13 protein-coding genes and 1 pseudogene are annotated in these 15,907 nt (G+C 50.3%); 13 read left to right on the plus strand and 1 reads right to left on the minus strand.

What is annotated here, in order from left to right; all coding sequences use genetic code 11:
• Positions 1 to 48: 48 nt before the first annotated feature.
• The 8 genes and pseudogenes from PGRAT_RS14250 to PGRAT_RS34900 form a co-directional block, all read left to right on the plus strand.
• Entirely contained in the window at positions 49 to 1,029 is a 981-nt protein-coding gene (locus tag PGRAT_RS14250) for an AAA family ATPase (protein ID WP_042266774.1), read from the plus strand.
• Positions 1,030 to 1,032: 3 nt separating this feature from the next.
• Positions 1,033 to 2,121: a DUF58 domain-containing protein gene (locus PGRAT_RS14255; protein WP_025706664.1), complete on the plus strand. Its 1,089-nt coding sequence runs from the start codon at positions 1,033 to 1,035 to the stop codon at positions 2,119 to 2,121.
• Positions 2,118 to 3,443, plus strand: a complete 1,326-nt coding sequence (locus PGRAT_RS14260; protein WP_042266777.1) for a hypothetical protein — start codon at positions 2,118 to 2,120, stop codon at positions 3,441 to 3,443. Before PGRAT_RS14255 ends, PGRAT_RS14260 begins: the two co-directional genes overlap by 4 nt.
• Before the next feature lie 34 nt (positions 3,444 to 3,477).
• Complete coding sequence (locus PGRAT_RS14265) at positions 3,478 to 3,885, plus strand: MerR family transcriptional regulator (protein ID WP_025709537.1); 408 nt, start codon at positions 3,478 to 3,480, stop codon at positions 3,883 to 3,885.
• A 115-nt stretch (positions 3,886 to 4,000) separates the two neighbouring features.
• A complete protein-coding gene (locus tag PGRAT_RS14270) occupies positions 4,001 to 4,921 on the plus strand; it encodes an alpha/beta hydrolase fold domain-containing protein (RefSeq protein WP_025709538.1) in 921 nt (306 codons plus the stop codon).
• Between the two features lie 292 nt (positions 4,922 to 5,213).
• Positions 5,214 to 5,795, plus strand: coding sequence for a TetR/AcrR family transcriptional regulator (locus PGRAT_RS14275; protein WP_025709539.1), 582 nt, complete (start codon positions 5,214 to 5,216; stop codon positions 5,793 to 5,795).
• Between the two features lie 20 nt (positions 5,796 to 5,815).
• Positions 5,816 to 6,442, plus strand: coding sequence for an HXXEE domain-containing protein (locus PGRAT_RS14280; protein WP_025709541.1), 627 nt, complete (start codon positions 5,816 to 5,818; stop codon positions 6,440 to 6,442).
• Positions 6,443 to 6,495: 53 nt separating this feature from the next.
• Positions 6,496 to 6,681, plus strand: a pseudogene (locus PGRAT_RS34900) (hypothetical protein); the annotation flags it as partial.
• On the opposite strand, the gene PGRAT_RS14285 reads toward PGRAT_RS34900, so the two are convergent.
• On the minus strand, positions 6,678 to 8,732 hold the full coding sequence (locus PGRAT_RS14285; protein ID WP_042266779.1) for a beta-galactosidase: 2,055 nt from the start codon (positions 8,730 to 8,732) through the stop codon (positions 6,678 to 6,680). The pseudogene PGRAT_RS34900 and the gene PGRAT_RS14285 overlap by 4 nt on opposite strands.
• 253 nt (positions 8,733 to 8,985) lie before the next feature.
• Between PGRAT_RS14285 and PGRAT_RS14290 the strand changes: the two genes are divergently transcribed.
• From PGRAT_RS14290 to PGRAT_RS14310, 5 genes are all read left to right on the plus strand, one after another.
• On the plus strand, positions 8,986 to 9,828 hold the full coding sequence (locus PGRAT_RS14290) for a helix-turn-helix transcriptional regulator (RefSeq protein WP_025705367.1): 843 nt from the start codon (positions 8,986 to 8,988) through the stop codon (positions 9,826 to 9,828).
• Between the two features lie 120 nt (positions 9,829 to 9,948).
• Entirely contained in the window at positions 9,949 to 12,609 is a 2,661-nt protein-coding gene (locus tag PGRAT_RS31650; protein ID WP_025705368.1) for a hypothetical protein, read from the plus strand.
• A 40-nt stretch (positions 12,610 to 12,649) separates the two neighbouring features.
• Positions 12,650 to 13,375, plus strand: a complete 726-nt coding sequence (locus tag PGRAT_RS14300; protein ID WP_025705369.1) for an ABC transporter ATP-binding protein — start codon at positions 12,650 to 12,652, stop codon at positions 13,373 to 13,375.
• Positions 13,362 to 14,750, plus strand: a complete 1,389-nt coding sequence (locus PGRAT_RS14305; protein ID WP_025705370.1) for an ABC transporter permease — start codon at positions 13,362 to 13,364, stop codon at positions 14,748 to 14,750. Before PGRAT_RS14300 ends, PGRAT_RS14305 begins: the two co-directional genes overlap by 14 nt.
• A gap of 30 nt (positions 14,751 to 14,780) precedes the next feature.
• Positions 14,781 to 15,869, plus strand: a complete 1,089-nt coding sequence (locus tag PGRAT_RS14310; RefSeq protein WP_025705371.1) for an efflux RND transporter periplasmic adaptor subunit — start codon at positions 14,781 to 14,783, stop codon at positions 15,867 to 15,869.
• Positions 15,870 to 15,907: the final 38 nt, after the last annotated feature.

The following is a 15,907-nucleotide window of genomic DNA, read 5'->3' on the forward strand; positions in this document are numbered from 1 at the left end:
TTAAGCTTTAACACATACCTATATATGGAACGGATGGTGTTATTCTTCATGATGCTTCAGGAAGCTACCGCACGAATACAGGCAATAAGAGTGAATCTTGCTAAGGTTATTGTAGGCAAAGAAGAAGGTGTGGATCTCTTGTTGACCGCCCTGCTGGCAAATGGGCATGTTCTGCTGGAAGATGTACCCGGCACGGGCAAGACGATGCTGGCCAAAACACTGGCGCGCTCGCTGGACTGCTCCTTCAAGCGTATACAGTTTACGCCCGATCTGCTCCCTTCGGATCTTAGCGGAATCAATTTCTATAATCAGAAAACAGGCGAATTCCAGTTCCGCCCTGGCCCGGTGTTCTCCAGCATTCTGCTGGCCGATGAGATCAACCGTGCCACTCCGCGCACCCAGTCCAGCCTGCTGGAATGTATGGAAGAACGGCAGATTACCATCGACGGTGTGACGCATGCGCTGGAAGCGCCTTTTCTGGTCATTGCGACACAGAATCCGGTGGACAGCCAGGGGACCTTTCCGCTGCCTGAAGCGCAGCTGGACCGGTTCCTGATGAGGATCACCACAGGGTATCCAACTTTTCAAGAGGGGGTTCATATCCTTCAGAGATTCCGTGAGAACAACCCCTTATTGGAAACGTCTGCGGTAGCAACCGGGAGTGAAATTCAGGAGCTGCAGCGGCTGGCTGCAGCGGTAGCTGTCAGCGATGACCTGCTGGGTTACATCATCGCAATTGTTGAAGCGACACGCCAAGCGCCATCTGTCAAGCTGGGTGCAAGCCCCCGTGCCGGGTTCGCGCTGCTTCGTGCTGCCCAGGGCTACGCGCTCATCCGGCAGAGAGATTATGTGCTGCCCGATGATATCAAAGCGGTGGCGGTGCCAGTGCTCGCCCACCGTCTGCTTTTGCAGCGCGGACCGGGTTCACGGGAAGGGCAGGCTGCAGAGGTTGTACAGCAGGTGCTGCGTGAAGTGCCGGTTCCGGCGGAACCGGCACCGGCAGCCGTAAGAGGGGGAAGGGTGGAATAGAAGATGACACTGCCCTGGTTCATCATCAGCACATTGCTGATGATGATGTTCATTTCTGCAATCTATCAGCGGAATGCACTGAAGAAGGTGAATTATGTCCGTTATTTCTCGGCACAGGCAGCGTTTGAGGGAGATACTGTGGAAATGGTAGAAGAGATCAGCAACGGCAAACTTCTGCCCTTGCCTTGGCTTCGTCTGGAGTCCAGCATCGCGAGAGGACTCGAATTTGGCAGCCAGGAGAATCTCGGTATCAGCAGCGGGGAAATCTACCAAAACCATGTGAGCCTGTTCTACCTCAGGCCTTACCGTCATATCAAGCGCACACACCGGGTCCGCTGTGAAAAACGCGGCCTGTTCCGTCTAGATACAGCAACCATGACTACAGGAGACTTGTTTGGCCTTAGCCGCAGTACCCAAACCTTTCCCTTGCAGCTGGAGCTGATGGTATATCCGGTAATGGTGGATATACACGAGCTGCCGCTTCCGATCCACAGCTGGCTGGGCGAGCTTCCCGTCAAACGTTGGATTGTGCACGATCCGTTCTTAACGGCGGGTACGCGCGAATACAGTGCCGGAGATTCCCTGGGCTCCATCAATTGGAAGGCCACGGCCCGTACCGGACAAATGCAGGTTCACCGCAAGGATTTCACAGCCGATTCCAGGCTTACGGTCTGCCTGAATATGGAAATCAGTGATTCCATGTGGAGGACAGTTACGGATAGGGAGCGGATCGAGCTGGGTATCCGGTACGCGGCTACAATAGCCGACTATGCGGTGAGTCAAGGAATTGAGACAGGGCTTCTCAGCAATGGAAGACTGGACGGGGATGGTGAACATGATCCCGTCCATGCAGAGCCGATGGGCCGGCTGGAGGACATCCTTAGCCTGCTGGCGAGGCTGAGTCTCGAAAGAGTACTGCCCATGAGCAGGCTGCTGGAGCTGGAAGCTGAGAATGGAATTACAGATACGGATTATCTGATTATTTCCTGTCACCGCGGCGCCGAGCTTCAGCAGGCGGCTGAGCAGCTCAGACTGTCGGGAAATGGTGTGGAGTGGCTGGATATTCCAGGTGAAGTGAGGGGTAGCGCGTGAAGGCATTGTCATCAGACCCGTTGAAATCTGCATCAAGGCTCTGGCTATACTGTATCGTGGAATGGCTGCTGTTCCTTCCGGTGTGGATCGTACTGCAGAAGTATCTGCAGTCGGAAGCTGCCCTGCTTCCCTGGATCTATACCTTGCCTCTTGTGTCCATGACAGGCGTACTCCTGCGGCAGAAGTGCAACCGGAAGTGGAAGCAGCTTCTGGCGGCGCTCATATTGGGTACATTGGCGGGATTTTTTGCAGGTGTCTTTGCCTTAAAAGAAATTCCTCTCTATGCAGGTGCTGTCCTATGTGCTTATCTCGGGATAACGGCTGCTGGCCGGGATAACAGGCTTAGAATCTATGTTGCCGGGATCGCAGTCTATTTTGCAGCCACTATTGCTTTCGCCAGGATTCCATTGCTGCAGCCGAGTGTTGCAGGTTTAACCTGGAGCGGCAGCCTCTGCCTGGTTCTGGCCTTGCTGGATTCCAACGCCAGCCATTTGCGTTATAGTTCCTTCTCGGGTGCAGGCTCCCGGCTGCCGGCAGGACTGCGGAGGCATAACCGGCTGTTTGTGCTGTTGTTTATCGCGGTTGCCGCAGTGCTTGCAGCGGGAGCGGGCAAAGCATTGGGAACTCTCATCTGGCATGCCGCGCAGGCATTCTTCGGCTGGCTAGGCCGTCTGTTCTCCGGCTCCGGCGGGACCGCGCCGCCGCAGGAAGCTCTGCCGCCGGTCATGCCCGAAATGCCGCCGGCGGAAACGCAAGAGCCGGGCCTGCTGTTGATGCTCCTTAATTATGCTTTTTATGCCCTCGGAGCGGCAGTCCTGGCGGTAGTGCTGTATTACGGTCTCCGCTGGCTGTATCGCAATACGGGAGGCTTGTGGCGGAGATTCATCGACTACCTGCTGTCCTTGCTTCGAAGAGAGTCAATTCAGAACGATACCGCCTACCAGGACGAAGAGAAAAGCATCTTCACCTGGGAGAAGACAGTTCAGGGAGTCAGAGATTATTGGAAGAACCGGGTGGCGTCTCCTTCCAGACGGGACCGCTGGGAAGGAATGAACGGCGGGCGCGAGCGGACCCGCTGGCTGTACCGCCACTGGCTGAATGCCAAACGTGCTGAAGGATATTTGCAGAGGAACTATCTTACGCCACAAGAAACCATGGCAGATATTGCCGAATGGAATGCTGGGAGAAAGCGCCAACGCAAGAATGAAGCAGACACAGCGGCATCCGCTGAGCTTCTCCATTTCTACAATCAGGCCAGATATGGTGAGGCAGAGCTTCCAGAATCAGAGGTACTGCGGCTGAAAGAAAAACTGAAATTATAAGCGTTACAGGTCATTGGCAGAAGGGAGGCTCATCGTGGTTGCCTATTTACGCGGAGAACTTGCAAAGGAAGCGAAAGTGAATATAGAAACGTTGAGGTTTTACGAGAAGCATGGGCTGCTTCCCCAGCCGCAGCGGACTGCCTCGGGTTACCGGGTGTATACGGAAGAGACACTTACACGGATTGTTTTTATACAGAACGCCAAGAACTGCGGTTTCACGCTGCGTGAAATCAAAAAAGCTCTGAAAAAATCAGAGGGTGGCCATTTAAGCATCCCTGATTTCATTATGGCTATTGAGCGGAAGATGACCGCCGTTGATCTTGAAATTGCCAAACGCGAGAAAACCAGGCTGCTGCTTGGTGATCTGAAAAAAAACCTCGAATCTGCTGAACGGCATCCGGGTGTGCAGGAGACACTGCAAATCCTCAAAATGGAGGATTAACAGGCTGTACTATGAATCAGCCCTTCATCTATATTGCCGGAACATTGCTGCTTGACTCTGTACCTGGATACAGGGTTTATGATGCAGGTATCAAGCCAATGCCGGGAGGAAATATATGATGCCAAGTTCTATAGAAATGCTTAATGCCATCAAAGATTATTTGAAGCAAAATAACCAGATTGCCGGAAAAACAGCAGCGCAAATTCGTCTGGAGCTGGCGGAATCCGCCAAACGGATGCGGCAGCTTCCGGACATATCCGTGGAAAAGGCAGAAATGAACGGTCTCAAAGGGGAGTGGATAGATGCCTGTAAGGATCACAACCCGGGGGAGAGAAGGAAGTTCATTCTCTATTTTCATGGAGGAGGATTTATCTCCGGAAGCTGTGAAATTTACCGTGATCTGGCTGCGAGAATTTCTGCCGTAAGCGGTGTGCCTGTACTGACAGTAGAGTATCGCCTGGCTCCTGAGCATGTGTATCCCGCCGCCAATGATGATTGTTATGCCTCCTATTGCTGGCTGCTGGAGACGGGCCTGCAGCCGGAGGACATTATCCTTGGCGGGGATTCTGTAGGTGCCACGCTTGCGCTCATGACATTGCTCACACTGCGGGATTCAGGGGAAAGCCTTCCGGCTGCAGCGTTCCTCCTCTCTCCGCATGGTGATCTCGTTCATCTCGACGGCGAGTCCTATGACAGCAGGGCTGAACTGGACCCTACAGGAAGCAGGGAAGGGAATCAGAGAATCCTGCAGGTTTACCTTGGCAGCTATGCCGGCGAGCTTCCTGCGTTGCTTTCACCGCTTAAGCTTGGCTTGCATGGGCTGCCGCCGCTGTTGATCCAGGCCGGGGATCAGGAAGTGCTGTTGAGCGATGCCGAAAAGCTGGCGGAGCGTATTCGTGCTGCAGAAGGGGAGGCCACGCTGGAGATCTGGGAAAACATGTGGAGCGTGTTCCAGATGATGTCAGCTGTGCTTCCCGAAGCACAGGAGGCAATTGGAAATATCGGGAGTTTTGTCCGGAAAACGTGGGGGCTATAAACAAATAAACTGCACCCTATGTAAAGGACATTTCTACAAAAAGACCTACTTGGCTTCAAGAAGGTGAGCTCTGTTTTCCACAGAGGTCACCTTTTTTATGTTCCAAAGATGACCAATGAACTTCGCGGAGTGTTATCCCAGCGGTTCCCCGTCTGGACATGGATATCCTGGTCACCCTTAAAAGAAGCGCTTATTGATTCAGAAGGCAAAGGGTGTTACAATAATTAAAACAATGTTTTAATTATTGTTTTAATTATTGTTTGAAAATAGCAGAGGGAGGGAGAATAGGCATATGGACAAAAGCAATGAGACCAAAGAAATCATTCTTCGTACTGCACTCGAGATGATCAAACAGGAAGGATTCGAGAAGATCACGATCCGCAAAATTGCGGTACGTTCGAATACGAACGTTTCGCTGGTGAATTATTACTTCGGCACTAAGGATAAGCTGATTAGCGAAGTGATCCGGATCATGTTGTCGGGTTTTCAGGATTCTTTTGATGTACTGGATGATCTGTCTCTGCCGCCGGAACGGCGCTTGAAGCTTTTTCTGCTGCACTATGTACGGGGGGTGGAGCAGTATCCGGAGATGTTGTCGCGGATTATTATGATGGGCGCCGGCTTATTTGCGTCACAGCAGGAGTACGGGGAGTTTATGCGGAGCATCGGATTCGATAAAGTCAAGAATCTGCTCAAGGAGCTGACGAATGAACAGGATCAAGAACTTTTAATGATGATGGTGATGCAAATCTTTGGAGCCGTGTTCATGCCTGCACTGATGAGGCCGGCTCTTGAAGCCGGAGCTGGCGTCGAAATGAAGCCAGCCGAGCGTCAGATTGACCTGCTGCTGGAGCGTTACTTATTCAACCACTAATTGCGGAGGAGAGATGAATCATGAATATTTTGCGCAAATACTGGCCTGATCTGGGGATGCTGGTCGCGGCGGCGACAGGAATCGGAATCGTATTGAATCATCGTTCCATGTCTGAACTGAGTATGATTTTATGGTTCAGCTTCATCGCGATCCTGGTGCATCAGTTTGAAGAATACCGCTGGCCCGGTTATTTTGGCGGTTTGTTCAATATCGTTATATTTAAGAGTGAACAGCCGAAGCATTATCCGCTGAACCCGCAATCGGCAATGATCATTAATCTGATCATCGCCTATGTCTTTTATCTCCTTCCGGTCTTCTTCCCGGACATAATTTGGCTGGCGCTGGCTCCAATCTTTATGGGCTTTTTCCAGTTTATCTGGCATGGCATCTTCGCCAATATCAAAGCCAAAACTTGGTATAATCCCGGCCTGTTCGCTGTGCTGGTTTTCCATTTTCCGATCGGAGGATGGTATCTGTACTATATCGTAACGCACCATCTGGCAAGCACGACGGACTGGATTATCGGATCCGTGTATTTTGTGATCGCCGTTTATCTCCTGATTATTAAAGGCAATATGTGGCTGAAGGATATCGATTCGCCGTTTGATTTCTCCGACAAACAGATGGGGCCTTATCCGACCAAATAACCCCTAGAACCAGGCACGGGAACGATTGCAGAGTGAAGAGGGCTATAACAACTGAAAATAACCGGGGCTTCCGGCGCTTTCTGCTTCAGCGGATGGAAAAAGTGACGCTAGAGGCCGGTTGGCTTTTACTTGCCCACAATCTGCTAAAGCGAGCAGCACTCCTCCAATACCACGAGGAATGCTGCTCTGTTGACTTTTATGCTTTTAAAATTAAAGATGGCCTGTCTCCGTGCATTTAATAGAGCACCCGGACTCCAAAACCTTCCAGCTTACACGAGCCGGAGAGGGTTTCACCTGTCAGCAGATCAGTCTTCTCCTCTTTGAGCGTGATCGTTACGGCCTCTTCGCTGTAGTTCAACAGGAATGCATAACCGGACTTATCATTGTTGCGGATTTGCAGTTCCACTTCCGGAGGCAGCTCCAGCCACTCTGCGGCAGGAGAGCTAAGGTTTAGGCTGTCTATGATTTTCTGCGCCGCTTCTGCATTAAATACAGCTCCGTAGTACCAAACTTCACCTTTGCCCCGCCGGTTTCGGGTAACCGCAGGTTTGCCGGCATAATAATCAGATGCATAGGTGCCCATGACCTCTACTGTGTCCTCTTCCACATGAAGAATATCGTTAAAAGCATCCGCACCCGTAAGTGCCTCAGGGTCATTTCCCCAGCAGATAGAAGTCGGCAGGCGGGTTCCTTGGACCATAGTGAATTCTTCTACGGTGATTCCGCACAGATCCTTGGCTGCGCCGGGAAAAAGCCGCATATAGCATTGTCCGCGGGTATCCTTGTATCCGGTCCGGCAGCCAAAAATAAGCGTTCCGCCTTGCTGCACATATTGATCAAGCAGCCTCGCAGTTTCATCGCTCATAATCGCCGGATGCGGGTAGATCAGCACCTGATACGGAATGAGGTCTTTGAGCGTGGTCTTGCTGCGCATGTAAAGGACATCATTCGGAATATGCCGCTTTTGCAGCGCCTTGAACCATTCCTTGTTGCTCTGCCACATGAACGGTCCATGCCAGACATCATATTCACCGTCCCATTCATTGTCGTAATCGCGCAGAATGGCAACGTCCGCCTGATTGCGGGTACCAACAATATGCTTGCCTGCTTCAGCTAGTTCCCGTCCAATCTGTGCGGCTTCCCGTACTCTGCGGTTCGGCTGGTTGTGATAATCATTCAGGCCGTGCCAGTAAATCTCATGGCCCATCGTTGCCGTCCGCCAGCGGAAGTAGAGCAGCTTGTCCGCTCCATGGGCGATAGACTGATAGGTCCAGAGCCGCATTTTGCCTGGTTTGGGTGAAGGCATATTCATACGGTTGACCCAGCCGCCGGGTCCGGACTGCTGTTCCATAATGCAGAAGTTCGGGCTGATCGAACGGACTGCTGACAGCGAGAGACTCCAGCTCCGGTCCCGCAGCGGCTCTGCTTCTTCCGGGTCCGTATGAATGCTTGCGAACTGCGGATAGGAGTCATAGCTGAAGAAATCAAGGAGCTTCTCATTTAACTCATGGCTGTCCAGATGGCCGAACAAGCCATTGGTGGTTACCCATTGGGAGGGGGCCAGTTCACGGAGGATATCTGCCTGGATTTTGGCAAAAGAAATCGTATTGTCCGAAATAAACCGCTTCTCATCCAGCGCCTGGTGCGGGTTGGGCTGTTTGGATGTAGGGGTGGGACGCGGCAGAAAGATTTGTGACCAGCTGGTATAGGTCTGGTTCCAGAAGACAGTCCCCCAAGCGTCATTCAGTTGATCCAGCGTTTCGTATTTAGCCTGAACCCACTCCCGGAAGGCCTGGTGATCGCTCTCCGAGTAGAACACATTGATTTCGCAATTCAGCTCGTTGTCAATTTGCCAGCCGACTACACCCGGATGATTGGCATAATGCTGTGCAAGCTGTCTGGTGATTCCGGCACAGAGCTCCCGGTACTTGGGGCTGCTGTAATTATAATGGCGGCGCATGCCATGCTGCAGGGTCACTCCCTCATCCGTAACATTCAGGACTTCCGGATAACGGTTAGTAAGCCAAGCAGGAGGTGTGGCGGTCGGTGTGCCCAGAATTACCTTAAGTCCATAGCTGTGGGCCAGATCAATGGCCTTGTCGAACAATTCGAATTGAAAGTTACCTTCCTCAGGCTCAAAGATAGACCAGGCGAATTCAGCCATCCGGACAATGGTGAATCCGGTTTCAACCATCCGCCGGTAATCGCCGGCCCACATTTCCTCGGGCCAGTGTTCGGGGTAGTAACATACGCCAAGCTCAAACTGTTCATTTGCGACGTGGTTTCTCATCATAACCTCCAAAGGATAGGGCGCACATCGATAGAAGTGTCCCCGCGAATGGAGCCGCTTTTGGGTGGGGTGCTTTCCGGCAAAAACGGCCATATCAGGAGGTGTAGGCTCACTGATATTATTAAAAATATGCTTTATTCCGATGACATATCTATTGTATTATCAAGTGAAATGAACAATATATAACAAAATATTGCTTTGATATAACGATATTGCTAGATGTTGCATAGCAAATAGGGGAGTTGCTCGTCTAATGAATAAGCAATGTTATCTGCCAACACCAGCCTACACCAAATATGTTTGTTATCCGGAATTTCTGGGCCACTACAGCAACTTCCCGCAGCATGCGGAGAGAAGATCGGAGGGACTGCTGAACAGCTATAATCTCCATTTGATTTTTGCCGGGGAAGGTTATGTGTTTCATGAAGGGGAACGGATTTCGATGGGGAGAGGCAAAGGATTTCTTTTCCCCAGAGGAGCTTACCAGCAGTACGGCTCCGATCTGAGCCAGCCCTGGGATGTACGGTGGGTGCACTTTGGAACCGGTCTGCCGCTGCCGTTGCTTGAGGAGGCTGACCAGTCGAGGGGTTATTTTTTCTCCTTTGATCCGGAAGCGGGGCTCGAAAGTTTATTTGAGGAGATGTACCGGCTCGGCACGTCCTACGAGACCCGTTATGAACCGCGCCTGTCAGCGCTGTTGTATGAAATCCTGATCACCTTGCTGCAAAATTCCGAGCCGCAGCACGGCGCTGTCTCCCAGGAGGTCAGGCACTCCATCCGCAACGCGGCAAATATCATCCACAGGGAGTGTGCCGGAGCCTGGACTCTGGAAACGATGGCCCGGCTGTCGGGTTACAGCAGCTATCATTTTTTGCGTCTGTTCCGTACGATAATGGGCAAGACCCCCAACCGCTATTTGACAGATTGCCGTCTGGCCAGAGCGAAGCTGCTGCTCGTATCTACCGGGTTCTCCGTTGCGGAAATCGCGCAGCAGGCCGGATTTGCCCAGTCGAGCTATTTCATTAAAGTATTCAGACAGTTTGAGGGAATGCCTCCAAACCAGTATAGGCTTGCTTTTGGAACAACCGCGAATTAACAGAATGTTACAATTTTCTTCAGAAGGTTACAAATTGCAATCAATAGTTACAAATTGGATACAATTACCTCACCTTCAACCACTATAATAATCCTAGTAAATCTTCATGGGAGGAAATTAATGAGAAAGCATAGAACTACATATATCGCATTGTTATTAAGTACTTTTGTTATTGGTCAAATGTCTGTTTATCCCGCCTCTGCCGCTCCGGCAGCAGCAAACAACGCCGGTTCGAAGGTGTCTGCAGCACTTACTGCCAGCGCTGCGCCTAAGAATCTGGGGTCCATCCCACTGGAGGCGGGTGTCAAAGCTACGTTAGAGGATGTTAATATCTGGTCTCAGTCTGGCGGGAATATTTTGACCTACACGCTGAACTATTCCAACACAGGCGGCAGCAACGCAAGTCTGAACCATTATTTTTCGAGAGTGGTTACTTCCGGAGGCTCCGTTATTCCAGGCAACCCGGTGACCGCCGACGCAGCTAAGAACAAAGTAGGTTCCAAACAAACCGAACGGGTGACCTACTACGTCAACATTGGCAAAATCAATTCGCTGAAAGGCCTTAAAGTTACAATGTATGTATGGGACCCCAAAAGCAAAGGTTACCTGCGACATGCCGGTGCCCTCAGTCTTCCGGCTAATTATTCTCCGAGTGTAGGGAGCGGCCAAAGACAGAACGTCACCATGAATAATATTCCTGTCTCCGCAGCCTCTGAATCCCTACAGATCTACAAGTATGGCGGCAAGGTATTCGCAAAGGTTGGCATCAACTTCAGCAATGAGGGGAATAAGGTGCTTACGGACCCCGGCTATACCGCATACCTGATGTCTGCAGGAGGAACCGCATTCGAGCTGGCGCTCGACAATTCGCTGGCTGGATATAAAATTCAGCCATTAGAGAAGAAAACCATCTATTACGTGACTGAGATTCCTCCGTACCTGAAGACCGACAACATGAAGGTGCAATATGTCCAGAGGGATGAGACGCTTAAGTTTGAACTCCCCAAATTTTCGTACAAGCTTCCTGCGGCTGTGACCCCCGATCTGAATGTTGGTAAAGGCGCTATCAAAAAAATCGGCGTTAACAGCAATACCATCGAATTGCAGTTGACTGGCGCAAATGTCTATGGGGAAGATGCCTCAGGGATATGGACTTTCCAGTTCCGGCTTAAAAATGCCGGCAAACAAGCAGTTGTTCTGCCTTCCTATGACCTTTCCGTTAGAACTGCTAAAGGCACAACTTTCCCGATCAGCTCCAATGGTGTGAGCGGAGTAAGCTTGAAACCCATGGAGGAAAAAGTGGTCCAGCTTACCGCTCAGATTCCGCTTGAGGTGGAACAGAACTCCCTGAAGCTGCAAATGATTGAATCGGTCAGCGGGAACAGCAGCGGCAATACACCCGGTACTGCAACACAAGGAACACCGGGGACTTCAGGAACAACACCTGAGGGATCTGGAACTGGCGGGGCCGCAGGAACCGGAGGTTCCAACTCTCCAAGTACAGCAGTCACTCCAAGTGCTACGGCTAAGCTGTTAATCCCTGTCGCTTATTTCGCCGTTCCTTATACACTCCGTGCGGACACGCAAAAAGATATGAATTACCGGATCACCAATCAATATGGAACTTTCGACTATAGCTTGCTGTCTCTCCAGCGTTTTCCATGGAAAGATGACGACATTCTGATTGCCAAGCTGAATATCACTAATACGCAATCGGTGAACCTTACCTTGCCTGACCTTAAAGGTGCGCTAAAATTGGACAACAACGACTTGTCAGCATCTACAGACCTGTTCATGGAGAAAGAAGCTTCTTCCATTGCTCCAGGGAAAAGTGCGGAAGTATACGTGTTCAGCAAAATTCCTTATACTACGGATTTCAAATCGACACGGGTCAATCTGTACTCCGTGGTGAAAGAAGAAAATGTGCCGTTCCTATCGTTGAACACGAGCAGTGTAACAGATGCCGTGTACAAGGTTGACAGAGGCGGCAGCTATACCATTGTCGGAAAAGGTAAAAATGCGAAAGTGCAGGAGAACAAAACAGTCATCTACCAAGGGATTAACTCCAATATCGTCTATACTGAAATGTTCTTGAGCAGCGAAGAGAAAAGACAAAGCAAAATGGCCCGTCTTCAGGCCTATTTTAAAACCTCAGACGGTCAGCTGTATGAGACCACTCCAGTACAGCCGGATGTGGCGGCGACACCTGGCGGCAAGCAGCTGGTTACATTCTGGGCGAAGCTCCCGAAATCAGTGGATGCCTCAGACATTACACTCTACATGGGACCTGGCATCAACGGGAACAAGTATACAGAGTCTGGACAGGAATCCACAGGCTTCATCAATGTCTCGGCACTGGAGCTTAGTCCGCAGTACATTACACCGGTTAACAATTTGTCCAAGGTTACGCTGTATCCTTATACCTTATCCGTTCTTAACTCTGAAGGCCGCAATGCGCGCGGCAGCGATACCATCAATATCACCATGAATTACAGCCTGCTGCGTGATATCAGCTACGATGTCGGTTCTTTCGATCACAAGCTTGTGCTCAAGATGACCGATCCTTACGGACAGACGCAAGAGAAAAGCCTTACGCTCGGAACCGATCTGACGGAAGGGGACAACAACAGGTATTCCGTGTCCTTCAGCAGCGAGGCGTACAAAAAGCTGGCCGGCGGAACATATTCCATCAAACTGTATGATGAATTCCAGGGCGAGCGGATCGAGCTGGCTAACCAGGCCTATACCTTGAAGATTGATAGAGCATCAACCAGTGATTAATGGCTAAGCAATGATATCAAAGTATAAAAAGGAGCAGCTTATGTTGCGAGTGGAGAATATATCACATACGTTTAAAAGCGGCGGTGAGGTGACACCGGTGCTTCATAACATCAGTTTCGAGGTGAAGCAGGGCGATATGGTCGCTCTGCTGGGCAGCTCGGGCTCCGGCAAATCCACGATGCTGAATTTGATGGCGGGCCTGATGAAGCCGACGGAAGGTCATATTTATATTGCCGACCAGGATATTGTCAAGATGGGGGAGAACAAGCTGGCGGTATTCCGGCGTAAAAATATCGGGTTTATCTTTCAGGCTTATGAGCTGATCACCAGCCTGACGGTACGCGAGAACGTGGAGCTGCCCCTTGTCTTCCAATCAGTCTCACCATCGGTCCGCAAGAAAAAATCGCTTGCTTTGCTGGAGGCGGTGGGTATCCCGGACAAATCTGAAATGTTTCCCTCTCAGCTGTCCGGGGGCCAGCAGCAGCGGGTCAGTATTGCCCGTTCGCTGATTACGGAGCCGTCGATTATCTTTGCGGATGAACCTACGGGTAATTTGGATACAACAACAGAAGAAGAAATTATTCGAATATTAATTGACTTGAACAAAAAAATGAAAACCACGTTCATTGTTGTCACCCATGAGCCTGAGGTGGCGGAGCATATGCAGCGAGTCTTTACGCTTCGTGATGGTCACATGATTACTGAAAAACACGGTTCCGCTGAATCAGAACCTGCAGAGGAGGTCCCTGACAGTGAGAATTCTTGATGTGACCCGTTTGGCATGGGGCCAGATTAAACGGAGAAAGGTTGTAACGGGTCTGTGTATGCTGGGGCTCTCTATCGGCTGTTCGGCTATCGTCGTTGCCTTGAGTCTTGGCGACTCTGTACAGAGCTATGTCAGCCGTGAGGTCACGGCCCAGTTTAAAATGGATGAAATTACCGTGATGCCGAATGAAGGGGTATCGCAAGGCGGCGGCCCAACCGCGACCAAAACAGGGGCCAATTCGAATGTCGGAAAGCTGACTGAACAGAAGCTGGATATTATCAGGGGACTCAAGCATGTCACGGCTGCCGCCCCATTTCAAGATGCAGGATACTTTGAACTCTTAACCGCTGACAACAAAATATCCAACTTCAACTTAGTGGTGACTGACCTCAGCCTGCTGACCAAATATGATTTTTCTTTTCAGCAGGGTGTGCCCAGCAAACAAATAGGCAGCATAGTGCTTAACTACGGCGCCACGATTGGGCTTATGGATATAGAAACCCAAAAGAAGCTGATGGAGAGTTTGAGCAGCAATTCCTATGACCCTGAAGTAATGCGGCAATATGATGAACTGTCCAGAATGCCTTCAAATTTGTACAGACAGCAGGTTCAATTTAGACATAGTGACTACGAAACTTCAACCGGTGGCGTGAAATCCTACCTCAGCTCCCAGCTTCAAGTGGCAGGCATATTGAAAAAGGCGGATGGCATGAGCGCTGATCAAGCCATGTATGATAAGAAGATTTATGTCTCCCAAGAGACTTATGACAGGCTGAAGGATGAATTCAACATTAAGCCGGAAAAACCCGAAATGGGTCAAACCTACAATCAAGCGCTCATTCGGGTAGATAGCCAGGATAATTTACCGCAAGTAGAGACACTGATTAAGAAGCTGACTCTGAACACGAGCAACAACCTATTTCAACTGGAACAGCTCAAGTCCCAATTTGCCATGTTCAAAATGGTAGCTTTAGGTGTGGGCGGATTTATCCTGATTATTGCTTCCATCTCCATCATCGTTGCTATGACTATGTCTACGCACCAGCGGCGGCGGCAGATCGGGATTATGAAGGTGCTGGGCTCCAACATGAGGCAGATCCGCATTATGTTCATCATGGAGGCTGCTTTGCTGGGCTTTATGGGAGGAGTGCTCGGGATTGGTTTTTCATATCTGATTGTGGAGGGCATTAACAAGCTCGTCAGCAGCTCTGGACAAATGACCATGGGTACTGGCGAGAGTCTTGTCGTTTCAATTCCGCTGAACACCATTCCCCTTGGTATTGTTTTTGCAGTAATCACTGGGGTGTTGTCAGGGATATATCCGGCAATCAGTGCAGCAAGAACCAATGCGCTCACTGCGATCAAACGGGATTAGCCATTTTTAAGCTGAAAGGAAGTCACAGGAATGAAGAGGATTATAAAGTGGATTATCATAGTGGCGATACTGGCGGTCGCCGGTTATTTTATCTATGACAAAATGAGTAAACCCAAAGAACAGCTTCAGCCAGTAGAGCCGGCACAGGTCATCTCTTTCCCGGTAACCAAAGAATCGATGACAAAATCTATCCAGATTAAAGGCACGTCAAAGTATGAGCATGAAACCCTGGTCTATGCTCCATTTGCTTCCAAAGTAACGGATTGGAAAGTAGAAAACGGCGGACAAGTGAAAAAGGGCGCAGTGATGTATACGCTGGACACGGAAACACTCAAGAATGAAATTGCCACCCAGGAAGCGACGATCCGCAAGGCTAAATTGGAAGCTGAGCTGAATGCCTTCGTCAGCCAACAAACTGAGGAAACTGCGGCTGTTGGCGCTACTGAAGCCGAACGATTAAAAGCGCTGGCCACACAAGAGACTTCAAGAATCGGCGATGACTTAAACCAGGTAAATGCGGAGATTCAAGCACGGGAAATTGCGGACAAGAAAAAGAAGATTCAGTCAGCGAGCTATCGTGCCCCTTCATCAGGGATTTTCCTGTTCGACAATGCCAGTGAAATTCCACGTATGGTAACCGACAACCAGTACCTCGGCAAAATCGTGGACCTCAGCAAATTGCAATTTATCGCTCTGGTGGGTGAACAGGATGTCTTCAACATCAAGCCGGGAATGAAGGTAAAGGTCAAAATGACAGCTTCCAAGGATGTGAAGCTGACCGGAGTAGTGAAAAAGGTATCCAAATTTGCCACGACTGTAGCGGCCAAGGATACAACGACCACCCAGGTGCCACAGTTTGAAGTGGTCATTTCACTTGAGCCGAATGAGCTTCTAATTGGCGGCCTCAGCTTGACTGGCGAGATTGAAACCTTGCGCAAAGATAACGTCACTGCGGTATCCAACATTGCTATTATTCATGAAGGAGATCTCTCTTACGTCATGCTTGACAAAGGCAATGGACAAACAGAAAAGGTACAAGTTAAAACCGGATTGGAAACGACGGACAAGGTAGAGATACTATCCGGGATAAAACCCGGTGACACCGTAGTGCTTCAATAGAAGCAGATATTTCGGGGAGACGCGGGACATAAGCCTTA

The sequence above is a fragment of the Paenibacillus graminis genome, from assembly GCF_000758705.1.
Taxonomy (GTDB): domain Bacteria; phylum Bacillota; class Bacilli; order Paenibacillales; family Paenibacillaceae; genus Paenibacillus_AQ; species Paenibacillus_AQ graminis.